Consider the following 22,130-nt stretch of genomic DNA (forward strand, 5'->3'; position numbering starts at 1 on the left):
GAGTCGACGTCGTCCGTGGTCCCCGCCGCGATGTCGATGTCCATGATCACAGCCTATTCACCGCGATCTTCGCGAGCCGGACGCGGCGTCGGCGCCGGCCGGACGATGCCGCCGCCTTCCCCGGGCGGGTCAGGCGGTGGCCGGCAGGACGACGACCTTGCCCGGGAGCGTCCCCGCGGCCGCCCGGGCGTGGACTGACGCCAGGTCGGCCAGCGGGACACGCTCGGCGACGCCGACGGTCAGCGCGCCGCGGTCCACCCGCGCCACGAGTTCCGCCAGCTGCCCGGCGTCGCTGCGGACGTAGACGTCGACGGCCCGCACGCCGCGCCGCTCGTCGGCCGGGGCGGGCATCCACACGGTGGTGCTGACCACGATGCCGCCGTCGCGGACCAGGTCCGCCAGCGCCGCGAACTCCGCGGGGTCGATCGGCGCGAGATTGAGCAGGACGTCGACCGGCTCGGTCACCGCGGTGGTCACCCGGGTGGTGGTGTGGTCGACGACCTCGTCGGCGCCCGCCGCCCTGACGTGCTCGACGCTGCGGGGGCTGCCGGTGGCGATCACGTGGGCGCCGGCCGCCTTGGCCAACTGCACCGCGTAGCCGCCCACGGCTCCGCCGGCGCCGTTGACCAGGATCCGCTGCCCGGCCTTCAGCCCGGCGTGGTCGAAGAGCGCCTGCCACGCGGTGAGACCGACCAGGGGCAGCGCGGCCGCGTCGGCGAGCGGGATGCTCGTCGGAGCCGGTGCCAGGACCTCGGCGGGCGCGAGCGCGTACTCCGCCGAGGCGCCGTCGTCGACGAACGGCAGGAAGCCGACGACCCGGTCACCGATCTCCAGGCCGCCGACGCCCTCGCCGAGCGCGTCGATCGTTCCCGCGACGTCCAGCCCGGGGATGTGCGGAAGGGTCAGGGGCATCGGGCCCTGCATGAACCCCGCGCGGATGTTGCCGTCGACGCCGTTGAACGTGGTCGCGGCGACGCGGACCCGCACCTGCCCGGCGCCCGGCGCCGGCTGGTCGACGTCCTCGTAGCGCAGGACGCCGGGCTCGCCGTATTCGTGGAATCGCACTGCCTTCATTCGCACTGCCTTCATTCGCTGTGCCTCGCTTCCGGCCAAGAGTGCTTCGAAACTGAAGCACTTGCCCAGAACGTAGCAGTGCTTCGAAGTTGAAGCAAGTGCTTTGAAATCGAAGCAGGTGGTAGGGTGCCGCCATGTCCGAGACACCGCCGGCCCTGGACGCCGTCCAGATGGGCGCGTACTTCGCCCTCATGGAGGTGGCGGGCCTGCTCCGGCACGCGGTCGAGCAGCAGCTGCGCGAGGCCGGCGACCTCAGCTACGTGCAGTTCCAGCTCCTGGCGCGTCTCGGCCTCGACTCGCCGAGCGGCAGTGAGCGCATGACCGACCTGGCCGACGGCGTCGTGTACAGCCGCAGCGGGCTGACCTATCAGGCCGGCCTGCTCGAAAAGGCCGGGCTGGTCAGGCGCACGCGCTCCGCGGACGACGACCGGGGCGTCACGGTCACGATCACCGATGCGGGGCGGGCACTGCTCGCCAAGGTGCTCCCCGGCCACACCGAGGTCCTCAGCCGGCAGCTCTTCCAGCCGCTGTCGCGCAAGGACGCCCAGGCCCTGGCCGACCTGCTGTCGCCGGTGCGCGACCACATGCGCGCCGCGCCGCCCCGTTCGGCGGCGCCCCGCCGCCGGCGGTAGCACGTCGGCGGCCGAGCAAGTCAGTTCTCGATCACCTGGGGGGTTCTCGGCAGGCCCGTCACCGAGGTCACCACCGAGTACAGGCCGGTCGTCGCGGTGATGAACAGGCGGTTGTTCTTGGGGCCGCCGAAGGTGATGTTGGAGACGGGCTCGGGGACGCGGATGCGCCCGATGAGCGTGGCGTCCGGGGCGTAGCAGTGCACGCCGTCCTCCAGGGCCGCCGCCCACAGCCGTCCGTCCCGGTCGAAACGGATGTTGTCGAACCGGGCGCCGTCGCGGGCCTCGGCGAAGACATCGCCTTCCGAGAGCGAGCCGTCGTCGCGGACGTCGAAGACGCGGATGTGCGCGGCGCGGGTGTCGGACACGAAGAGGCGGCGCTCGTCCAGGGAGAACACCAGCCCGTTCGGCCCGCCGAAGCCGTCGGCGACGAGGCGGACCTCGCCGGTCGCCGGATCGGCCCGGTAGACGTTGCAGGCACCGATCTCGCTCTCGGCGCGATGCCCCTCGTAGTCGCTGGTGATGCCGAAGTCGGGGTCGGAGAACCAGATCGACCCGTCGGAGCGCACGACCGCGTCGTTCGGGCTGTTGAGGCGCCTGCCCTCGTAGCGGTCGGCGATGACGGTGACGGCGCCGTCCGGCTCGGTCCTGGTCACCCTGCGTCCGCCCTGCTCACAGGTGATCAACCGGCCGTGCCCGTCGAGGGTGTTGCCGTTGCTGTGGCCGGCCGGCGCGCGGAACGTCGAGACCGCGCGGGTGACCTCGTCCCAGCGCAGCATGCGGTCGTTGGGGATGTCGCTCCAGATGAGCTGCCGCCACGCGGGCAGGTAGAGAGGGCCTTCGACCCAGCGGCCGCCGGAGTGCAGGCGTTCGAGGTGCTGGTCGCCGTGGCAGCAACGTCCGGTGCGGAAGCGCTCGTCCAGAACCTCGTATACCCCGTCGGCCGCTTCCTTGGGCATCGTTTCCCGTCTCGCCGTTGTGACTGAAGATTGTTCAGAACAACTTCGGGATGATCGTACGCGATACAGTCATCCTGTGAGGAACGTGGATGACATCGATCGTCAGCTGCTGGAACTCCTCCAGCAGGACGCCACCCGGTCCTACGCGGCGCTCGGCACGGCGGTCGGCCTGTCGGCCGGGGCCGTCCACGAGCGGGTCCGGAAGATGCGCGAACGGGGCGTCATCCGGCGGACCAGCGTGGACGTGGAACCGGCCGCGCTCGGGCAGGGCGTGCTGGCCTTCGCCCTGATCGACTCCTCGGTCTGGATGGGCGACCGCGCCGCCGAGTTCGCCGCCATCCCGGAGGTGCAGGAGGCCCACGTCGTCGCGGGCAGCGCGTCCGTGCTCGTCAAGGTGCGGACCTCGACGACCGCGCGGCTCCAGGACGTCCTGCGGCGCCTGTACGACATCCAGGGCGTCAGCGGGACGAAGGCGACGGTCGTCCTGGAGACGTTCTTCGAACGCCCGATCTCCCCGATGGGCCAGTGACCGCGTCCCACCGGAGTGCGGGACCGGAACCGGTGTGATCGTCTTTTCGTCCGAACCGGCATGACCGAAATCGATCCGTCGGCCGTTCCGGATTCGCCCGACGCCTGGCGTGCCCTCGCCACCGGCTGGGCCGAGACCTCAGGCACCCGCTCGCGGCGGTATACGGACCTCATGCAGGGTGCGGCCGCCCACCTGCGTGCTGCCCCGCAGGATCCGCACACCCTGGCGTGGGCGCTGGGCGTCCTCACACTGGCGGCCCGTCTGGAGGGAATGGCTCTGCCCGATGCGGCGCCTGTCGTGGCGGCCCTGACCGCGGCGGCGGAGCGGCTGGACGGCGCGCCCTGCGACCACGCCGACCACCCGTATCTGACGGACTTCGACGCCGAAAATCTCACCTGGAGGTTCCGGCCGGAGGAGATGGCGCTGCGGGTCGTGGGCGCCGGACCGCCCCTGGACGACCCCGGCCGGTGGAGTTGCCCGCGCAACGTCGCCGGGTTCGCGCGGGCGGCGGCCGAGGCGGTGTCCCCCGGCACCTTCGACGATGTCCCCGTCCGTGCTCCCGCGGGTGTCGGGCGGGGCCTGGCGTACCTCTCCGACGTGATCTATGACCACCCCCACGGCGACCCGTATGAGACCCTCGTCGACGAGGCCCGTGCCCTGCTGGAGGCCGCGCGCGAGGACTTGCCCGAACTGCCGGGCCTGGTGGTCACCAACTGCGCGCTGCTCCCCTACGCCGTTTCCGAGCGGGTCGAGTCCGTCGAGGTCCTGGACGAGATCATCACCGCTCTCGAAGCCGCCGCGCGACGCTGCGACGACGCCCCGACGTGCGACCACGCCGCCCATCCGGACCTCGACGACTTCGAGGACTACCGCAGAGACGCCGAACTCATGCTCACCCCCGGAGGGCGGCGCGCCTACCGGTGGCGGCAACGAACGCTGGGCGGTCTCCCGCTGGAGGCCTGGACCTGCCGCCACCACTTCGGGGTCGAGGCCGAGATCGCGCTGGAAGACCTCCGCGAGGCCCGCGCGGAGATGGCCGGCGAAGCCGGGCATGCCGACGAGAAGGGTTAGGAGGCTCGGCCGAAGCAAGGCGACTGCGCCTAGAAGTACTGAAGGGCGGCACCTACAGGTGCCGCCCTTGTCGTGTTCTGCCGGTGAGGCAAGCGGAGGATACGAGATTCGAACTCGTGAGGGCGTGAACCCAACACGCTTTCCAAGCGTGCGCCCTAGGCCACTAGGCGAATCCTCCACGCGGAAGCCTACCGGTTCTCGGGCAGTGACCTGACATCAATAACCGCGTCGACCGGGATAGGTCCGTAGACGTGGGGGAACAGCTCGTCCCCGGCGGGCTCGTAGCGGACGGGCGCGTCGAGGCGGGAGACGTCGATGACCAGCAGAACCAGGGTGTCGCGAGGGACGTCGCCGTAGAAGCGGCCCAGGACGCCGTCCACCTGGTCGAGGTCGGACGAGCAGTGGATGAAGCCCTCCTCGTCCAAGGTCCGGCCCAGGGTGGACATGGTGTACGCCACGCCGGTGCTCCGGGCGGATTCCCAGTGGGTTCGTTCGGCGATGTGCAGGAGCGTGTCCTGGGAAGAGGCGGGCATGGGCGGAGACTACGCTGGAATGCGTGGCGATCCGGGGCCGGGGATGCCATAGACTTTGGGCAGACCCCTCGCACGGCGTCACCCTGTGAACCTCCCCAGGGCCGGAAGGCAGCAAGGATAAGCAGGCTCTGGCGGGTGTGCGGGGGGTCCCTTGGTTTGACGGCGATCGGCCCGCGACGGCCGGTCCACGGCGACACGGCGCTTCTGACGCTCTGCTTCTCGAGGGAGGGCGGACCCCCGATGAGTCTGGCTCTGTACCGCAAGTACCGGCCAGCGACGTTCGCCGAGCTGAAGGGGCAGGAACACGTCGCCGAGCCCCTCCAGCAGGCGCTGCGCAACGGCCGGATCAACCACGCGTACCTGTTCAGCGGTCCGCGCGGCTGCGGCAAGACGTCCAGCGCCCGGATCCTCGCCCGCTCGCTGAACTGCGAGGAGGGGCCGACCCCCGACCCGTGCGGCAAGTGCGACTCGTGCGTCGCGCTCGGACCGTCCGGGACCGGGCACATCGACGTGATCGAGATCGACGCCGCCTCCCACGGCGGGGTCGACGATGCTCGCGACCTGCGGGAACGGGCCTTCTTCGCCCCGGTCGCGGCGCGCTTCAAGGTGTACATCATCGACGAGGCGCACATGGTCACCCGCGAGGGCTTCAACGCGCTGCTGAAGCTCGTCGAGGAGCCGCCGCCGCACCTGAAGTTCGTGTTCGCGACGACCGAGCCGGAGAAGGTCATCGGGACGATCCGGTCCCGGACCCACCACTACCCGTTCCGGCTGATCCCGCCGGGCGTCCTCCAGGACCTCGTCGAGGAGATCCTCAAGAGCGAGGACGTCCCGTACGAGGCGTCCGCGCTGCCGCTGGCCGTCCGGGCCGGCGCCGGTTCCGCGCGCGACACGCTGTCGATCCTGGACCAGCTCCTCGCCGGGTCGGACGAGAAGGGCATCACGTACGCGCGGGCCGTCTCGCTGCTCGGCTACACCGACTCCGCGCTGCTGGACGAGGTCGTCGCGGCCTTCTCCTCCCGGGACGGCGCCGCCGTGTTCGCCGCGATCGACCGCGTGATCGAGAGCGGCCAGGACCCGCGCCGCTTCACCGCCGACCTGCTGGAACGCCTCCGCGACCTGGTGATCCTTTCGAACGTCCCGGAGGCCGGGGGTTCGGGGCTGCTGAACTTCCCGCCGGACGAGCTGGAGCGGATGCGGCGCCAGGCGTCCTCGATGGGGCCCGGGGAGCTGACGCGTGCCGCCGACCTGCTGCACACCGGGCTCACGGAGATGCGGGGCGCCACGTCCCCGCGGCTGCTGCTTGAACTGATCTGCGCCCGGATCCTGCTGCCGGCCGCGTACGAGGACGAGGCGTCCATGTTCGCCCGCCTCGACCGTCTGGAGCGCCAGGCAAGTCAGGGCGGCTTCGGCGGTGGACAGGCCGGGTTCGGCGGCGGGCAAGGCGGTGACCCTCTGGCGCAGGCCTTCGCGTCCGCGGCGCCGGTCGCGGCCCCCGCCCCGGGCGGCGCAGGGCAGGGTGGCCCCGCGCAGGAAACGCCAGGTCAATCTGGCCAGCCAGGACACTCGGGGCGGCCCAGCCAGCAAGGGCAATCGGGTCAGCAAGGCCAGCAAGGGCAGCCGGGGGCTACGTCGTATCGCGACGGGGGTTCTCAAACGCCCGGAACCCAGTCCCCTCCCTCCCGGGGGGCCGTCCCCACTTCCAGTGTCAACCCCGGCCCCGGCGCGGCACACGCAGAATCCGGTTCTGTGGATAACCGTGCAGCCGCCCCGACCACGGTCGCCCCGGCCACGGCCTCAGCCACCCCGGCCCCAGGCACCCCGCCCGCGGCCCCCTCAGCTACGGCCCCCCCGGCTGCAGCCGCCCAGCCCTCGGCCGCGCCGGCCGGCGCGCGACCCACGTCCAGCGCGCCGCCCGCACCCTCCAGCGCACCACCGGCGCCCGCCGCGTCCAGCACAGGAGGCGGAGGGGCGGACTTCTCCACCATCCAGCGGCTCTGGCCGGACGTCGTCGAGGCCGTCAAGCAGAAGAGCCGCGCCACCTGGATGGTCATCATGTCCGGGGTGCAGCCGGTCTCGCTCGACGGCAGGATCCTCACCCTCGGCTTCGACGCGGAGGGACGCCGCCTCGGCTTCGTCAACGGCGGCCGCGACGCCGTCCTGCGCGAGGTCTTCAAGGAGCGGATGGGCGTCGACTGGCGGATAGAGACGGTCGTGGGCGGAACGCCCGGCGGCGGGTCCCCACCGGGGGGGAGGCCGGGCCCTAGCGCGGGGTTCGGTGGGGCGGCCACACCGAACCCGGCACCGCAGCCGCGGCCGCCCGCCCAGCCGTCCGCGCGCCCGTCCGCGCCGAGCGCCGACCGGGGCCCGGAGCCGCCGCCCCCGCCGCCGGACGAGCCCCCGCCGCCGCCCGAACCCTCTCCCGTGGACGAGAGCGACGAGGTCGACCCGGAGGGCGACGCCGACGCCGACGGCACCGAGGCCGAGATGAGCGGGATGGCCCTCATCCAGCGCGAACTCGGCGGCCAGATCATCCGCGAGATCGACAACTCGGCTTCCTAGGCCCGGCGGCCGGGCCCCGGCGGCGGGACCGGGAGGGGGCCGAATCCCGGATGTGCTTCCGAAATGGCGCGCTGGGGTCCTCGCGTACCGAAACGGCCTGGGAACCCGTAGTCTCGTGGGACGGACGTCCGGTGGCTGGCGGAGCGCCAGAGAGAAGGCCCTCGGGGGCCGGAAGAGGGAGTGCACCGTGGAACCCGGTGGTCAGCTGAACATGCAGGAACTCCTGCAGCAGGCGCAGGCCATGCAGGAGCAGCTCTTCAACGCCCAGCGCGAGCTCGCGGAGACCGAGGTGACGGGGACCGCCGGCGGCGGGCTCGTGACCGCGACGGTCAACGGGCAGGGCGAGGTCACGGGGCTGGCGATCGACCCGAAGGCGATCGACGCCGACGACCCGGCCGACACGGCGGAGACGGTCGCCGACCTGGTGCTTGCCGCGATCCGCGACGCCGCCCGCGAGGCGCAGGAGCTCCAGCAGGAGAAGATGGGCCCGCTCGCCCAGGGGCTCGGCGGCGGCGGGGGCATCCCCGGCGGCTTCCCCGGCCTCGGCGGCGCCTGAACCGGGGCGCGGGCAGAAGACGACCAGTAAAGGAGGGGTCCGTTGTACGAAGGGGTGGTTCAGAACCTCATCGACGAGCTGGGCAGGCTGCCCGGCGTCGGCCCCAAGAGCGCGCAGCGGATCGCCTTCCACCTCCTCGCAGCGGATCCGGCCGACGTCGAGCGCCTCGGCAAGGCGCTCAAGGAGGTCAAGGACAAGGTCCGCTTCTGCAAAACCTGCGGGAACGTCGCGGAGGAAGAGGAGTGCCGGATCTGCCGTGACGCGCGCCGCGACCCCCACATCATCTGCGTGGTGGAGGAGTCCAAGGACGTCGTCGCGATCGAGAAGACCCGCGAGTTCCGGGGCCGCTACCACGTGCTCGGCGGCGCGATCAGCCCGATCGAGGGGGTCGGGCCGGACGACCTGCGCATCCGCGAGCTGATGCAGCGGCTCGCGGACGGGACGGTGACCGAGCTGATCCTCGCCACCGACCCCAACCTGGAGGGCGAGGCGACCGCGACCTACCTCGCCCGGCTGGTCAAGCCCATGGACATCACCGTCACCCGACTGGCCAGCGGCCTTCCGGTGGGTGGCGACCTCGAGTACGCCGACGAGGTCACGCTGGGCCGCGCATTCGAAGGACGGAGGCTGCTCGATGTCTGACACCAACAGCCCGCAGGACTGGAACGCCCTCGCCGAGCGCGTGGCGTGCCACGTCGACAACTACCTGGACGGCCTGGAGGCGGTGGCCCGCGGTGACGGCGGGACGCACACCATCCCGCTGCTCCTGCTGGAGGTGTCGCAGGTCATCCTGGCGGGAGCGCAGCTCGGTGCCAGCGCCGACGTGATCCTCCCGGACAACTGGGAGCCCGAGGTGGGCGACGACCCCGACCTCGACTCGATCCGGCAGGGCCTGGCCGAGCGCCTCCAGGCCATGGACGAGTACGTCGAGGTCTTCGACCCCTACAAGGACACCGAGCCGACCTCCTACCGGCTGTCGGACGACCTTGTGGACGTCGCCAGCGACCTCGTCCACGGGCTCCGCCACTACAACCAGGACCGTCCGCTGGAAGCCCTCTGGTGGTGGCAGTACTCGTACTTCAACCACTGGGGCAACCACGCCGGCGCCGCCCTGCGGGCCCTGCACGCCTTCGTCGCCAACGCCCGCCTGAGCGTCGCCACGGAAGCGGCCACGGAAGCCGCCCCCGCCTGACCCGACCGGCCCTCTGACCCGGCCTGGGCCCGCCTGACCCGACCGGGCCTCGCCTAGCCGGACGCGGCGGGGCCGGTTCGCGCGCCGAGCGCCCACGCGATCAGCTCGGCCGCCTTCTCGACGTCCGAGCCGATCTGGCCGCTGCCTCCGGATCGCCACGCGAACTGTTCGAGGTCGTCGTCCCAGGCGACCCGGGCCTCCTGCCCCCGGTAGGAGACGTGCAGCGGGCCCCCGCCGCCGTCCGGCCGCGCCGCCGCCACCTGCGGGGCCTTCCGGCGCAGCGCGGCGTAGAGGGACGGCAGGGGTCCCCGGCGAACCTTCGGCAACTCGTCCAATCCGCCCATCAGCTCTCCCATCGACTCCCTCACCGCCGCACCGCACGGCACCGCCCCGAGCCGCGGTGCGAGCACGACGGATCCCTGGTGGACGAGATGGCCCCGACACCCCGCCAACGTCTGCCTTTACATAGACGCTTGACCCCACGTCCGGGTGGTCCTCAAAAATGATCTGGACGGGGCCGGGTTCAGGGCGTGCGCGGGGCGTGGAGGGGGACCCTGGCGGCTCGGGCGGCCATGGCGGCGATCTCGCGGACGTCCATGGACGCCAGGGGCTCGATGCCCAGCAGGTAGCGGCCGTAGGCGATGCCGAGGGTCTGGCTCAGCAGCAGGGCGGCGCGCTCGCGGGCGGCGGGGTCGTCCGGCAGGACCTTCTCCAGGGCGGGGACGATCTCCTTGTCGAAGATGGCCTGGACGCGGGCCGCGGCGTCGGGGTGGGTGGGGGCCGTGCGCAGCAGGACGGCCTCGGCGCTGTTCTCGCCCGCCTCCCAGCGGGCCAGGAAGGCCTCGATGTAGGCGGCCGCCGGGTCGTCGGCGCCGGCGAGGTCGGGGACGGCGAGGTCGATGGCCGACGCGGCGGCGTAGAGCTCGGCCTTGCTGCCGAAGTACCGGATGACCATGGACGGGTCGATCTCGGCGTCCGCCGCGATCGCCCGGATCGTCGCGCGGTCGTAGCCGTCCTCGGCGAACCGGCGCCGGGCCGCGTCCAGGATCGCCGTCCGGGTAGCCGCGGACCGCTCGGTGAAGGCCATGCCGCCAACATATGCCATCAACTGTTGGCAAACACGGGGACAACGGTCTAGGGTCCATCACAAGTTGGCCAACGAGTGTTGGCAAACGCCTATTGGCAACAGGAGTGATCATGAATGCTCTTCCCGAGTCCACCGGCGTCCTCGTGATCGGCGCAGGGCCCGTGGGGCTGTCCCTCGCCGCGTCGCTGCGGCAGAAGGGGGTGGACGCGGTCCTGCTGGACCGCGCGGCGGAGGGCGCGAACACCTCCCGGGCGGCCGTGGTCCATGCCCGCACGCTGGAGACGCTGCGCGAGATCGAGGCGACCGGCGAACTGGTCGAGCGCGGGATCATCGTGCCGCGCTTCACCGTCCGCGAGCGGGACCGCGTGCTGCTCACCGTCGAGTTCGGCGACCTGCCGACCGAATTCCCGTACACGCTGCTCGTCCCGCAGAACGTCACCGAGGAGATCCTGCTCGGACGGCTGCACGCGGCGGGCGGCCTCGTGCACCGGCCGTGCGAGGTGACGGACCTGACGCAGGACGAGGACGGGGTGACGGCCACCCTGGCCGGCGGCGAGCGGATCCGCGCGGCCTACGCGGTCGGGACCGACGGGATGCACAGCACCGTCCGCGAGCACGCCGGGATCGCCTTCGAGGGCGACGCCTACCCGCAGTCGTTCGTCCTCGCCGACGTGCGTCTCGACTGGGCCGGCGGCAGCGAGGAGGTCATGCTGTTCTTCTCCTCGGAGGGCGTCACGGTCGTCGCGCCGCTGCCCGGCGGGCGGCACCGCATCGTCGCGACCGTCGACGAGGCGCCCCGGGAGCCGACCGCCGCCGACGTCCAGGCGCTCCTGGACGCGCGCGGCCCCAGGCGCAGTCCCGCGCTCGTCGAGGACGTCGTGTGGAGCTCGCGCTTCCGCGTCCACCACAGGCTGGCGGCGCACTACCGCGCGGGCCGCGTCTTCCTGGCCGGCGACTCCGCCCACGTCCACAGCCCGGCGGGCGGGCAGGGGATGAACACCGGCATCCAGGACGCCCTCAACCTCGCCGGCAAGCTCGCCGCCGTGCTGGGCGAGGGCGCCCCCGACTCCGTGCTGGACGAGTACGAGACCGAGCGCCGTCCCGTAGCCGAGCAGGTCGTCTCGTTCACCGACAGGATGACCAACGTCGCGACCGTGGGCAGCCCGGTGCTGCGCGGGGTGCGCAACACCCTGCTGCGCACTCTCGACTGGATCCCCGCCGTCCACCGCACGATGGCGATGAACCTCTCCGAGCTGTCCACCGATCCCGCCCGGCACTGAGCCGGTTGCCGCGGCGGCGGGGGAGGGCGCAGCATGCGGGGGTGCGATATTCGATCAACATTCCGAACTTCGGCGACTTCGCCGACCCGAGGACCGTCGCGCGCGTCGCCGAGGCGGCGGAGCAGGCCGGGTGGGACGGGCTGTTCGTGTGGGACCACGTCGTCCATGTGAAGAGCGATCGCAAGTCCTTCGGCGATCCGTGGATGCTGCTGACGGCGGCGGCGCTGGCGACCCGCCGGATCAGGCTCGGCACGCTGGTCACGCCGGTCCCGCGGCGGCGTCCGCAGCAGCTGGCCCGCCAGGTCGCCACGCTGGACGTCCTGAGCGGCGGCCGGGTCGTCTTCGCGGCGGGCCTCGGCGGTCCGGTCGCCGACGAGTACGGGGCGTTCGGCGAGCCCACCGACCCCGCCCTTCTGGCCGAGCGCCTGGACGAGGGGCTCGGCCTGCTCGAACGCTACTGGTCCGGCGAACCGGTCACCCATCACGGGCGCCACTACCGGGCCGACGACGTGGCGCTGCTGCCGGCGACGGCGCAGCGGCCGCGGCCGCCGGTGTGGATCGCCGGCTTCTGGCCCAACCGGCGGCCGATGCGGCGGGCCGCCCGCTGGGACGGCGCCGTCCCGCTGTTCGGTCCCGGCTCCCACGGCCGCGCGCCCGCCGTGGAGGACGTCCGCGACCTGGCCGCCTACGTCCGGCGGCACCGGGAGGGCGACGGGCCCTTCGAGATCGTCGTCGGCGGCGCCAGCCCCGCCGACGCCCGCGACCTGGTCGGCCCGCTGGCCGACGCGGGCGCCACCTGGTGGGACGAGCGCCGGATCATCGGCACCGAGGAGAACGAGCGCCTCGAACCCGTCCTGCGCCGCATCGAGCAGGGCCCGCCTGCGCTGTAGGGCTGCGGCCCCGGCCGAGCGGGCCCGCCGCGGAACCCGCCCGCTGCACCGGACGGGCGGTGATCCTCGCGCGCCGCGCGGTCAGCGGCGGTAGGCGAGGACGTCGCGGGCCACGGCGTCGCGTTCGGCGGCCTCCTGCTCGGCCACCCGCCGTTCGGCTTCGACGCGGGCGTCGTAGGCGGTCCGGGCGGCGGCGATCGCGCTCTGGTGCTCCTCCGTCCACACGACGAGCGACCGGATCGTCGCGTGCAGCGTCGCGCCCATCGGCGTGAGCGCGTAGTCGACGCGCGGCGGGACGGTCGGGTGGACGGTGCGGCTGACGAGCCCGTCCCGTTCGAGGTGCCGGAGCGTCCGCGCGAGCATCCGCTGGCTGATGCCGTCGATCCGGCGGCGGAGCTCGGTGAAGCGCAGGGAGCGCTGGTCGAGCAGCGCGATGACGAGCAGGGACCACTTGTCCGCGACGCGGTCGAGGATCTGCCGGACCTCGCAGTCGTTGCGGGTGTCCCACTGCAGAACGTCCTCGTCGGCGGCGGTGACCCCGCAGTAACCGGGGGACGCGAAAGTTCCGTCTTCCATGCCTCCCGATGGTGTCGGACGATGCTGCCGGTAACAAGAGGGAACCGGCATCCATCAGGGGAACCGGTGCCTCGAAGGAGAGGAGCCGGGTCATGTCCACATCCGCGTCCCGCATGGACGGCCGCGCCTGGGCGTCGCTGATGGTCCTGTGCGGTGCGGTCTTCCTGGAGGGGATCGACGTGGCGATGCTCAACGTCGCGCTGCCGTCGATCCGGGCGGACCTGGGGTTGTCGACAGGGATGCTGAGCGGCGTCATCAGCGCCTACGTGCTCGGCTACGGCGGGTTCATGCTGCTCGGCGGGCGCGCCGCCGACCTGCTGGGCCGGCGCCGGGTCTTCCTGTTCTGGCTGGCGGTCTTCCTGGTGTTCTCGGGACTCGGCGGCCTCGCCACCGAGGGCTGGATGCTGCTGGTCGCGCGGTTCGTCACCGGCGTCGCGTCGGCGTTCATGGCCCCGGCGGGGCTCGCGCTGGTGACCGCCGCGTTCCCGGCCGGGCCGGCGCGCACCCGTGCGCTCGGCGTCTACGCGGGGACGGCCGCGGGCGGCTTCTCGCTCGGCCTCGTCGCCGGCGGCCTGCTGACGTCGCTCGGCTGGCGCTGGGTGTTCTTCGCGCCGGTCATCCTGTCGGCGCTGCTGCTGGCGGCGGCCGTCCCGCTGGTCGCCGACCCGGACGCCGCCGGGCCGCGGAGGGGGCCCCGCGACTTCGACCTGCCGGGCGCGTTCGCCGTCACGGGCGCCATGCTGCTCCTCGTCTACGGGGTCGTCCGGCTGGAGCACCCTGGCGAGGGCACCGTGCTGACCGCCGGGATCTTCGCCGCGGGCCTGCTCCTTCTCGCCGCGTTCACCGTGATCGAGCGCCGGTCGCCCAGCCCGCTCGTCCGGCTCGGTGTCCTGCGGTCGGCCGCCCTCGTCCGGACGGACGCGAGCGCGCTGCTGTTCATCGGCGCCTTCGCCGGCTTCCAGTTCCTGATGACCCTGTACCTGCAGGAGCTGCGGGGCTGGACGACCTGGCAGACGGGTCTGGCCATGCTCGTCATCGGCGTCGACACCGTGCTCGCGCCGACGCTGACCCCGCGCCTGGTGAACCGCTTCGGCAACCCGCGGGTGCTGTTCGGCGGCATCGTCCTCGCGGCCGTCGCCTACGGGCTCTTCCTGCCGGTCGGGCTCGACTGGGCCTACGCCGCCATGTTCCCGATCATGGCGCTGCTCGGCCTGGCGTTCTCCCTGGCCTACGGCCCGCTGACGATGGCGGCCACGGACGGCGTCGACGAGAGCGAGCACGGCCTGGCGGGCGGCCTGCTCTACACGGCGATCCAGTTCGGCACGGCCCTCGGCCTTTCCGCCGTGACGGCCGTCCAGGTCGCGGCGCTCGGCGGCGACGGCTCCCCCGAAGCCCGCCTCGACGCTCTGCGAACGGCCCTGGCCGTCCCCTTCGCCGCGGCCGTCGCCGCCGCCCTGATCACGGCGTTCGGCCTCCGAACCCGTCCCGCGAGGGCGACCGAACCGGCAGAGGCCCCCATCAAGACCGCCGTCTAGGGCCGGACGAGAGGAATCGAAGGGCGGGCGTGCCGTGACCGGCACGCCCGCCCGATGGCGGCGCGGAGGGCGCTACGTGATCGGCGCCTTCCAGGTCGCCTCCCAGGTCTGCGGTCCGACGATGCCGTCGACGTGCAGCCCCTTCTCCTTCTGGAAGGCCGCGCAGACCTCCTCCGAGTGGGTGCCGTAGATGCCGTCGACCGTGAGGCTCGTCCAGCCGCGCTTGCGCATCTTGTCCTGCCAGGTGCGGACGTCGTCGCCCTTCATCAGGGCGAGGAACCGACCCGGCCAAGGCGGAGCGTGGACTGCTTCCTGCACGCTTTGCTGGGTCATTCTGATCCCCTCCTCATGGATTGGTGATTTCGCTCTTCGTGCTTGCGGCCAGCCGGCCGCCGTCGCCGCTGGTCCCCGGCGCCGGAATCACCGGCGCCGTCACCGCGGCCGTGGCCGCCGCCGCGGCCTCCGAGGGGGAGGACTCCCGAGGCGTCTTCGGATCGGCGGTGCCGTGCACGCCTTCCAATATCTGGCGGCCCTGCTTGTCCACGAAGTTGGTGAACAGTTCCTGCGAATAGCCGAACAGAACCGCCCAAGCGATGATCTGGCCCGACGAGTCCAGGGCACTCAGCCCCGGCACGATCTGGCCGCGCAGAAGCATGATCCCGAGCACGGCCACCAGTGCCCCCGTGGGCAGTTTCAGCAAGGCCAGCGCCACGGGAATTCCGTAGTTGGCCGTGGAGCCCCGAACCTTTCGCAGAGCGGTGGCCGCCGCGATGCAGGCCGCCGTCAGACCGGCGATCTCGACGATGGCGTAGTCCCCCCGGGAGGCCACCGAGCCGAGCGAGTTGACGGATGTGAGGTCTTCGGTTCTGCTGGGGCACGCGATCTTACCGGCAGGCGTAAAGCACAGGGGCGCGGCCGATTTCCAGACGGCCCCGGCCACGGCGAGGCCGACCGCGAGGAAGAACAATGCGGCGGCCGCCCCCCGGACGATCCGCGCGAAATTCACGGCACGCAGCCTCTCCCGCAGGGAAGCCTCTCGTGCGGCGTCGACCGCGTCCAGGACGGTCGCCAACTGAGGGACCGTGGAAGACGTGGAACGGTCGGCGCCGCGCGTCACCGTCCTCCAGCGGTGCCGGCCTGCCCCATCGCCTGCGGACGGCTCCGCCCAACCCGCGCGTTGCAGTTGCCACACGGTCTTCTCGGCGGCGACCCGGCGAGTGTCGTCCGGGGGGAGATGCTGCTTGATGATGGAGAACAGGTCCGGCAGGTGGGGTATGAGGTCCTCAGGAGGGAGTGTCCGCAACCACATGGTGCGTGCGGAATTGACGTGCATTTGAGCTGCGTCAACCTGTGTCGTCCCTCGGCCTCGGGAATCCTCATAGGCGTGGATGACGCGGCTGGCGTTGTCCAAGGCCATGAACGCGTTCGAGATGAGTTGCGCCTGCTCCGCGGAGCGCGGACGCATGTCCTTGGGGGGCAGTTGGGCGTTCAGTTCCCGGACGTTGGCGTGCACGCCCTCACAGAGAACCCAATTGGCCCGCTGATGGAATCTCTTAGTCGAATGGGATTCGCGCATCCGCGATAGCCAGTGCCACATTGGCACCCCCTCGGTATGGCATTCGCCCGCTGTACCGCCCTCACTTCCGAGTTTTTCGCGCGCGCCGGCCATCAGGAATCCATGGCGCGTACATTCTGCGCCACGGTCGTCCATACCGCCCGGCCCGCTTCGCAAGGCCGCGCCACCAGGTGGTGACGCCCCGCGAAAGCCTCTGAATACCGCCCGCCCAGCCGCTCTCCAGCGGGGGTGGTCGTCCCCCTGCGACGCCGGCGCCATCCGGTGGGATGGGCACCGGCGATCGACGGTGACGGCATCGACGGGCCGGGCCCCGGGCGGTCAGTCCTGAATGGTGATCTCAGTGGTCACCGGGGACGGGCCGAGCACCCAGGTGGCGGTGATCTTCACCTTCGTCCCGATCGGGACCGACGGGTCCACCCCGATGGGGAAGCTCCGTCCGACGTCGGAGGACGACAGCTGCAGCTCGGGCGGGACGGTGACGCCCGGAGTGTCGCTCGTCAGCTTGATCACGGCGCCGAACGGGTGCCAGATGTCGCCGAGTCCCACCACGCCGTAGTTCGGCCAGTAGCCGGGCGTGTTCCGGATCTCCCTGACCTGGCCGACGGAGAACTGCTTGGGCACTCCGATCAGGCTGGAGGTCATCACGTTGTTGCCGAGGTCCGCCTTCATCCCGACGTAGCGCGGGCTCCTGTCGGCCGAGACGCTGATCGGGAACGTGGCGCTGGTGGCGCCCGCGGGCACGACGACGTAGGGCGCGGAGTAGGCGGTTCCGTTCCAGGTCGGGTCGTTGCGGATGTCGACGGCGAGCCCGCCGACGGGCGCCGGTGACTGGATGCGCACGGTGCCGGTGACCGTCGTGCCGGTCACCGCGATCGCCTGCCCGTACTGCTGCTTGACCCAGAAGTTCGTCACCCCTTGCTCGCGCCAGTCCGGCGGCACCACGGTGACGGCCGTTTCCGCCGCGCTCCCGTTGGCGGACGCCTGGAGGCGGGTGACGGTCGTCTTGTCCTCCGATTCCACCCGGATCGGGAAGGTGACGGTCTGTTCGCCCTCCGGCACGGTGACCTTGCGCCCGGTCGACCTGGCGTAGTTCGGGTCCCCGAACTCGGTCAGGTCGCGCAGCTCGACGACGGTTCCGCCGGCGGGCGCGGGCTCGGTCAGGGTGACCTTCTGGAGGGCCTCCTGCCCCGCGCTGATGGTGGACGGTGTGACGCTCGTCGACTCGACGGCGACGGCCGCCGCCTGCGCGGCGAGGGGCGTCGCCAGGCCGAACAGGAGCGGTGCGGCGGCCAGCACGGCGGCGCGGCGGCCCACGGCCGCCCGGGAGAGGTTTGCCATGATCGCTATCCAAAGATCAACGGGGGTCGATCCGCCAGGCCGGGAAGCCGCACGTCAGACACTCGTAATAACCGGCCGGCGATGTGCACGAGGAGACCCGCGCTTTCATCCCCCGGCCCGAGCCCCGATCTCCCGGCCTGATGAGCCCCCCGCCCGCCGGGCCCGGAGGCCGGGCCGGGGAGGGCGGCCGCGCCCGGCGGGCGGCCGCGTCCGGCGGGCCGCCGCGGGCGGGACAGTTACCTGGTCGTGATCCATGGGCTCCGCCTCTGTAGACTCGATGACCACGAACGCCCGACCCCGATCCGAGGAGCGCCCACTCGTGGCTCTTGTCGTGCAGAAGTACGGTGGCTCCTCCGTCGCCGACGCCGAAGGCGTCAAGCGGGTCGCCCAGCGCATCGTCGCAACGAAGAAGGCGGGCAACGACGTGGTCGTCGTGGTCTCCGCCATGGGCGACACGACGGATGACCTCATCGACATGGCCAAGCAGGTCAGCCCCCTGCCGCCCGGCCGTGAGCTTGACATGCTGCTCACCGCCGGCGAGCGGATCTCGATGGCGCTGCTGGCCATGGCCATCGCGAACCTGGGCCACGAGGCCCGCTCGTTCACCGGCTCCCAGGCCGGTGTGATCACCGACGGCTCGCACGGCAAAGCCAAAATCATCGATGTGACGCCGGGACGGATCCGGACCGCGCTGGACGGCGGCTCGATCTGCATCGTGGCCGGATTCCAGGGCGTCTCGCAGGGGACCAAGGACATCACGACGCTCGGCCGCGGCGGCTCCGACACCACGGCCGTCGCGCTCGCGGCGGCGCTGGACGCCGACGTCTGCGAGATCTACTCCGACGTCGACGGCGTCTTCACCGCCGACCCGCGCATCGTGACCGCCGCCCGCAAGATCCCGAAGATCTCCTACGAGGAGATGCTGGAGATGGCGGCCAGCGGGGCGAAGATCCTGCATCTGCGCTGCGTGGAGTACGCGCGCCGCTACAACATCCCGATCCACGTGCGGTCCTCGTTCAGCCAGAAGGTGGGCACGTGGGTCGTCGACAGCAGCGAGATCGAAGGACAGGACATGGAGCAGGCGATCATCTCCGGCGTCGCGCACGACCGGAGCGAGGCCAAGATCACCGTGGTCGGGGTGCCCGACAAGGTCGGTGAGGCCGCCACGATCTTCACGGTGCTGTCCGAGGCCGAGATCAACATCGACATGATCGTGCAGAACGTGTCGGCGGCGTCCACCGGGCGCACCGACATCTCGTTCACGCTGCCGTCCACCGACGGGCAGAGCGCCCTCACCGCGCTGAACAAGGTCAAGGAGAAGATCGGCTTCGAGTCGCTGCGGTACGACGACCGCATCGGCAAGGTGTCGCTGATCGGCGCCGGGATGCGCTCGCACCCGGGCGTCACCGCGTCGCTGTTCGGCGCGATCGCCGAGGCCGGCGTGAACATCGAGATGATCTCCACCTCGGAGATCCGGATCTCGGTCGTCGTCGCCCAGGACGACATCGACACCGCCGTCGCCGCCGCGCACCGCGCGTTCGACCTGGACGCCGAGCAGGTCGAGGCCGTCGTCTACGGGGGCACCGGCCGCTGACCGCACGCCGAAGCGGGCCGCACGGGTTTGCGTGCGGCCCGCTTCGCCGCGCCCGTCCTGTGGCACATGACGCTGATGCCGGCGGCCCCCGGTGGCAGGGTCGTTCAGGGAACCGCCCGCATACGGCGGGAGTTGGACGTGCGGACACGACTCGACGGCGAGAGGGTGGCGCGACCATGGCCCTGAATGCCCGGCCGGCCGGCGCGAGGACCAGCGGGACGGACGGGCCGACGCTCGCCGTCGTCGGAGCCACGGGGGCCGTCGGGACCGTGATGATCGACCTGCTGTCCACCCGCCGCGACGTGTACGGGGAGATCCGGCTGGTCGCCTCGCCCCGGTCGGCGGGGCGGACGCTGCCGCTGCGGGGCGCGGAGGCCCGGGTGGCGGCGCTGTCGCCCGAGGTGTTCGACGGCGTCGACATCGCGGTGTTCGGAGTGCCCGACGCGGTGGCCGCGCGGTGGGTGCCGGTCGCGACGGACCGCGGCGCCGTGGCGGTCGACAACTCCGGGGCGTTCCGGATGGCGCCGGACGTGCCGCTCGTCGTCCCGGAGGTGAACCCGGAGCGGGTGCGCCGGCGTCCCCGCGGGATCGTCGCGAGCCCCGGCTGCACCACGCTCTCGTTGATCACGGTGGTCGGCGCGCTGCACCAGCGGTACGGGCTGCGGGAGCTCGTCGTGTCGTCCTACCAGGCCGCGTCGGGCGCGGGGGTGGAGGGCGTCGACACGCTGTACGAGCAGATGGAGAAGGTCGGCGGCGACCGCGCGCTCGGCAACCGCGCGGGCGACCTGCGCGGCGCGGTGGGCGAGCTCGGGCCGTTCCCGGCGCCGCTCGCGATGAACGTCGTGCCGTGGGCGGGCGAGGTGCGCGGCGGCGGCTGGAGCTCGGAGGAGCTCCAGATCCGGGAGGAGGCGAGGAAGGTGCTCGGCCTGCGCGACCTGCGGGTGACGGCGACCTGCGTCCGCGTCCCGGTGGTCACGGCGCACTCGCTGTCGGTCCACGCGGTGTTCGAGGACCGGGTCGACCAGCGCGAGGCGCAGGCCGTCCTCGCCGGGTCGCCCGGCGTCGTCCTGTGCGACAACCCGGAGACGCAGGAGTTCCCGACGCCCGCGGACGTCGTCGGCACCGACCCCGCCTGGGTGGGGCGGGTGCGGCGCTCGCTGGACGATCCGAGGGCGCTCGACCTCTTCCTCTGCGGCGACAACCTCCGCAACGGCGCCGCGCTCAACACCGCCCAGATCGCCGAGCTGGTCGCCGCCGAGCTCACCCCCTGAGGGCCGCGAGGACGGCGGAGGTGTCCAGGTAGAAGGGGCGGAACTCGCTGACCAGGCCGTCCCGCACCGTGATCCACTGCAGGACGGACGTGTCGACCTCCCGCCCGGTCGCGCGGGCCCGGAAGACGCAGTCGTTGCGGACCGTCACCGTCTCGCCGTCCACCGCGTAGCGCTGCTCGCGGAACGTCAGGTCCGACCACAGCTCGCTCATCACGGCCATGAACCGCTCCATGCCGTCGTGGCCGCGCCACGTCCCGCCGTAGGGGAGGCTGGGCGCCTGGTACATCACGACGTCCGGGGCGAGATGGGCGGCCATCACGGAGAAGTCCCCCTTGCCGGGGCCGCCGGCGGCGAGGTAGTCCGCCTCGGCGGCGTAGAAACGTTCGAGGGCTTCCAGGGCATCGGTCATGCTCGGGGAACACCGGGCGCGGTCGCCGGGTTGCGCCGCGCGGCGGGCGGCGCCATGAGCGGGAGGCCGTACTCGGGCTTAGGGTGGCATGCGTGACCGAGACGAAGGCCGTGAAGTCCGAGCAGACGCGCGCCCTGATCGTCGAAACGGCGCTGCGCCTGTTCCGGGAGCGGGGATACGAGCAGACGACCATGCGGGCGATCGCCAAGGAGGCGGGTGTCTCGGTCGGCAACGCCTACTACTACTTCGGGTCCAAGGAAGAGCTGATCCAGGCGTACTACGACGAACTGCAGGACGAGCACGTCGCCGCCTGCAGGGCCGTCCTGGACACCGAGCGCGAGTTCGCGCCCCGGCTGCTGGGCGTCCTCAAGGCCCGGGTCGACACGATGGTCCCGTACCACGAGTTCGCCGGGAAGTTCTTCAAGTTCGCCGCCGAGCCGACCAGCCCGCTCAACCCGTTCAGCGCCGAGTCCGGGCCCGCCCGCGACTCGGCGGTGGCGATCTACCGCGAGGTCGTCGAGGGCTCCGACCTGAAGATCGACAAGGAGTTCCGGGCGGAGCTGCCCGAACTGCTGTGGATCTACTCGATGGGCATCGTGCTGTACTGGGTGCACGACAGCTCGCCCGGCTGCCGCAAGACCTACCTCCTCGTGGAGCGGACGGTCCCGCTGGTCAACCGCATGGTCGCGATGTCGCGCATCCCCGGCTTCAAGTCGGTGACCCGCGAGCTGGTGGGCATCATCCGCGAGGTCCGCGCCTGATCGTGATGTCCCAGTGGTCCTTCTCGCGGGCGAAGACGACGCCCTCGGGAGACCGGTGGAGCCGCGCGCCGTCCCCCCGCACGCCGGTGAACGGGTAGCGCCGCACCGCCTCGTCGACGCAGGCTCCGGTCGCGATGTCGACCTTGTAGCCGTTGGCGTGGCTGTAGGCGCCGCCCGCGTGCCCGTGCTCGGTTCCGCCGGTGACGACGATCTCGCAGCCGCTCGACTCCGCGAACTCGATCAGGCTCCTGATCGTCCCCCACCGGATGCCCTCGAAGGAGGTGCAGGTCCGCACCGTCCGGTCGGAGCAGCCGCCGGAGGAGTGCCAGCCGATGCCGCTCGCCCGCAGCGCGTACTCGGCGAACTGCTGGTCCAGGCGCTGCGAGCTCGGCAGGTCCGGCGAATCGTCGCGCGGCGGGACGGTCCGCGTCCGCGCGGCCGGCGACCCGGTCTCGGGCCGGGGCGCGGGCGCCGGGGCGAACAGGCGCCCGGCAGAGGCCGGCGGGCCGGCGTCGGACACAGGAGGCGGGCCGGGGGGAGGGCGGGTCGCGGCGGACGCGCGGGGAGAGGCGAGCGCGAGCGTCGTGGCGGCGATGGCGAGCGCGGTCGCCGCGGCCGCCCGGCGGAAGGCCGGATGACCGGCGATGCCGGGCGCCCGGCCGCACCTCGACGGCATGGCGCAGTGGACGCTGCACGGCCGTGGCATGG

Annotated in this window: 24 protein-coding genes, 1 tRNA gene and 1 other RNA gene; 14 read left to right on the forward strand and 12 right to left on the reverse strand. The window is 72.1% G+C overall.

The window, feature by feature from the left end:
- Positions 1-129: 129 nt before the first annotated feature.
- Positions 130-1,074 (reverse strand): NADP-dependent oxidoreductase, encoded by a 945-nt coding sequence (locus tag AB0K37_RS03260; protein WP_363974011.1) that lies wholly within the window; start codon positions 1,072-1,074, stop codon positions 130-132.
- A gap of 134 nt (positions 1,075-1,208) precedes the next feature.
- On the opposite strand from AB0K37_RS03260, the gene AB0K37_RS03265 reads away from it, so the two are divergent.
- Complete coding sequence (locus tag AB0K37_RS03265) at positions 1,209-1,706, forward strand: MarR family transcriptional regulator (protein WP_363974013.1); 498 nt, start codon at positions 1,209-1,211, stop codon at positions 1,704-1,706.
- Positions 1,707-1,726: 20 nt separating this feature from the next.
- Here AB0K37_RS03265 and AB0K37_RS03270 read toward each other — a convergent pair whose 3' ends face one another.
- Positions 1,727-2,662, reverse strand: a complete 936-nt coding sequence (locus AB0K37_RS03270) for an SMP-30/gluconolactonase/LRE family protein (protein WP_363974016.1) — start codon at positions 2,660-2,662, stop codon at positions 1,727-1,729.
- A gap of 76 nt (positions 2,663-2,738) precedes the next feature.
- Here AB0K37_RS03270 and AB0K37_RS03275 point away from each other — a divergent pair, with 76 nt between their 5' ends.
- Together AB0K37_RS03275 and AB0K37_RS03280 are read left to right on the forward strand one after the other, a co-directional pair.
- Positions 2,739-3,191, forward strand: coding sequence for an Lrp/AsnC family transcriptional regulator (locus AB0K37_RS03275; RefSeq protein WP_363974019.1), 453 nt, complete (start codon positions 2,739-2,741; stop codon positions 3,189-3,191).
- A 60-nt stretch (positions 3,192-3,251) separates the two neighbouring features.
- Positions 3,252-4,262 carry a hypothetical protein gene (locus AB0K37_RS03280; RefSeq protein ID WP_363974021.1) on the forward strand — a complete coding sequence of 337 codons (1,011 nt, stop codon included), beginning with the start codon at positions 3,252-3,254 and terminating at the stop codon, positions 4,260-4,262.
- Positions 4,263-4,355: 93 nt separating this feature from the next.
- Here the strand turns inward: AB0K37_RS03280 and AB0K37_RS03285 are convergent.
- Both AB0K37_RS03285 and AB0K37_RS03290 read right to left on the reverse strand, forming a co-directional pair.
- Positions 4,356-4,440: transfer RNA gene (locus tag AB0K37_RS03285), tRNA-Ser, on the reverse strand.
- 10 nt (positions 4,441-4,450) lie between these two features.
- Positions 4,451-4,795 carry a DUF952 domain-containing protein gene (locus AB0K37_RS03290; RefSeq protein ID WP_363974023.1) on the reverse strand — a complete coding sequence of 115 codons (345 nt, stop codon included), beginning with the start codon at positions 4,793-4,795 and terminating at the stop codon, positions 4,451-4,453.
- A gap of 59 nt (positions 4,796-4,854) precedes the next feature.
- On the opposite strand from AB0K37_RS03290, the gene ffs reads away from it, so the two are divergent.
- The 5 genes from ffs (at position 4,855) to AB0K37_RS03315 (ending at position 9,105) form a co-directional block, all read left to right on the forward strand.
- Positions 4,855-4,950, forward strand: an RNA gene (ffs, locus tag AB0K37_RS03295) — signal recognition particle sRNA small type.
- Between the two features lie 85 nt (positions 4,951-5,035).
- The gene (locus AB0K37_RS03300; protein ID WP_363974026.1) at positions 5,036-7,357 is read left to right on the forward strand and encodes a DNA polymerase III subunit gamma and tau; all 2,322 of its coding nucleotides are present in this window, start codon (positions 5,036-5,038) and stop codon (positions 7,355-7,357) included.
- A gap of 187 nt (positions 7,358-7,544) precedes the next feature.
- Positions 7,545-7,913: a YbaB/EbfC family nucleoid-associated protein gene (locus AB0K37_RS03305; RefSeq protein WP_363974029.1), complete on the forward strand. Its 369-nt coding sequence runs from the start codon at positions 7,545-7,547 to the stop codon at positions 7,911-7,913.
- Positions 7,914-7,955: 42 nt separating this feature from the next.
- Entirely contained in the window at positions 7,956-8,555 is a 600-nt protein-coding gene (gene recR / locus AB0K37_RS03310; protein WP_329097482.1) for a recombination mediator RecR, read from the forward strand.
- Complete coding sequence (locus AB0K37_RS03315) at positions 8,548-9,105, forward strand: DUF5063 domain-containing protein (protein ID WP_345178836.1); 558 nt, start codon at positions 8,548-8,550, stop codon at positions 9,103-9,105. The genes recR and AB0K37_RS03315 overlap by 8 nt, the downstream gene beginning before the upstream one ends.
- A gap of 53 nt (positions 9,106-9,158) precedes the next feature.
- On the opposite strand, the gene AB0K37_RS03320 is transcribed toward AB0K37_RS03315, so the two are convergent.
- Entirely contained in the window at positions 9,159-9,449 is a 291-nt protein-coding gene (locus AB0K37_RS03320) for a hypothetical protein (RefSeq protein ID WP_363974034.1), read from the reverse strand.
- Positions 9,450-9,628: 179 nt separating this feature from the next.
- Positions 9,629-10,192: a TetR family transcriptional regulator gene (locus AB0K37_RS03325; protein WP_363974037.1), complete on the reverse strand. Its 564-nt coding sequence runs from the start codon at positions 10,190-10,192 to the stop codon at positions 9,629-9,631.
- A 110-nt stretch (positions 10,193-10,302) separates the two neighbouring features.
- Between AB0K37_RS03325 and AB0K37_RS03330 the strand changes: the two genes are divergently transcribed.
- Both AB0K37_RS03330 and AB0K37_RS03335 read left to right on the forward strand, forming a co-directional pair.
- On the forward strand, positions 10,303-11,472 hold the full coding sequence (locus AB0K37_RS03330) for an FAD-dependent monooxygenase (protein WP_363974040.1): 1,170 nt from the start codon (positions 10,303-10,305) through the stop codon (positions 11,470-11,472).
- Between the two features lie 41 nt (positions 11,473-11,513).
- Positions 11,514-12,362 carry an LLM class flavin-dependent oxidoreductase gene (locus AB0K37_RS03335; protein ID WP_363974043.1) on the forward strand — a complete coding sequence of 283 codons (849 nt, stop codon included), beginning with the start codon at positions 11,514-11,516 and terminating at the stop codon, positions 12,360-12,362.
- A gap of 81 nt (positions 12,363-12,443) precedes the next feature.
- Here the strand turns inward: AB0K37_RS03335 and AB0K37_RS03340 are convergent, their stop codons facing one another.
- A complete protein-coding gene (locus AB0K37_RS03340; protein WP_363974046.1) occupies positions 12,444-12,938 on the reverse strand; it encodes a helix-turn-helix domain-containing protein in 495 nt (164 codons plus the stop codon).
- A 92-nt stretch (positions 12,939-13,030) separates the two neighbouring features.
- On the opposite strand from AB0K37_RS03340, the gene AB0K37_RS03345 reads away from it, so the two are divergent.
- Positions 13,031-14,473: an MFS transporter gene (locus tag AB0K37_RS03345; protein ID WP_363974048.1), complete on the forward strand. Its 1,443-nt coding sequence runs from the start codon at positions 13,031-13,033 to the stop codon at positions 14,471-14,473.
- 72 nt (positions 14,474-14,545) lie between these two features.
- On the opposite strand, the gene AB0K37_RS03350 is transcribed toward AB0K37_RS03345, so the two are convergent.
- From AB0K37_RS03350 to AB0K37_RS03360, 3 genes are all read right to left on the reverse strand, one after another.
- The gene (locus AB0K37_RS03350; RefSeq protein ID WP_363974051.1) at positions 14,546-14,806 is read right to left on the reverse strand and encodes a peptidoglycan-binding domain-containing protein; all 261 of its coding nucleotides are present in this window, start codon (positions 14,804-14,806) and stop codon (positions 14,546-14,548) included.
- 13 nt (positions 14,807-14,819) lie between these two features.
- Positions 14,820-15,986, reverse strand: coding sequence for a hypothetical protein (locus AB0K37_RS03355; RefSeq protein WP_363974054.1), 1,167 nt, complete (start codon positions 15,984-15,986; stop codon positions 14,820-14,822).
- A 381-nt stretch (positions 15,987-16,367) separates the two neighbouring features.
- Positions 16,368-17,387: a hypothetical protein gene (locus AB0K37_RS03360; RefSeq protein WP_363974057.1), complete on the reverse strand. Its 1,020-nt coding sequence runs from the start codon at positions 17,385-17,387 to the stop codon at positions 16,368-16,370.
- A 319-nt stretch (positions 17,388-17,706) separates the two neighbouring features.
- Between AB0K37_RS03360 and AB0K37_RS03365 the strand changes: the two genes are divergently transcribed.
- Together AB0K37_RS03365 and AB0K37_RS03370 are read left to right on the forward strand one after the other, a co-directional pair.
- The gene (locus AB0K37_RS03365; RefSeq protein WP_363974060.1) at positions 17,707-18,981 is read left to right on the forward strand and encodes an aspartate kinase; all 1,275 of its coding nucleotides are present in this window, start codon (positions 17,707-17,709) and stop codon (positions 18,979-18,981) included.
- A gap of 176 nt (positions 18,982-19,157) precedes the next feature.
- Positions 19,158-20,252, forward strand: a complete 1,095-nt coding sequence (locus tag AB0K37_RS03370) for an aspartate-semialdehyde dehydrogenase (RefSeq protein ID WP_363974063.1) — start codon at positions 19,158-19,160, stop codon at positions 20,250-20,252.
- Here the strand turns inward: AB0K37_RS03370 and AB0K37_RS03375 are convergent.
- Entirely contained in the window at positions 20,242-20,661 is a 420-nt protein-coding gene (locus AB0K37_RS03375; RefSeq protein WP_363974066.1) for a nuclear transport factor 2 family protein, read from the reverse strand. The genes AB0K37_RS03370 and AB0K37_RS03375 overlap by 11 nt on opposite strands.
- A gap of 92 nt (positions 20,662-20,753) precedes the next feature.
- Here AB0K37_RS03375 and AB0K37_RS03380 point away from each other — a divergent pair, with 92 nt between their 5' ends.
- Entirely contained in the window at positions 20,754-21,422 is a 669-nt protein-coding gene (locus AB0K37_RS03380) for a TetR family transcriptional regulator (protein ID WP_363974069.1), read from the forward strand.
- Here the strand turns inward: AB0K37_RS03380 and AB0K37_RS03385 are convergent.
- Entirely contained in the window at positions 21,400-22,098 is a 699-nt protein-coding gene (locus AB0K37_RS03385) for a hypothetical protein (protein ID WP_363974072.1), read from the reverse strand. The two genes, AB0K37_RS03380 and AB0K37_RS03385, sit on opposite strands and share 23 nt — an antisense overlap.
- Positions 22,099-22,130 lie beyond the last annotated feature (32 nt).

Source organism: Actinomadura sp. NPDC049753, from assembly GCF_040674655.1.
Classification (GTDB): domain Bacteria; phylum Actinomycetota; class Actinomycetes; order Streptosporangiales; family Streptosporangiaceae; genus Spirillospora; species Spirillospora verrucosospora.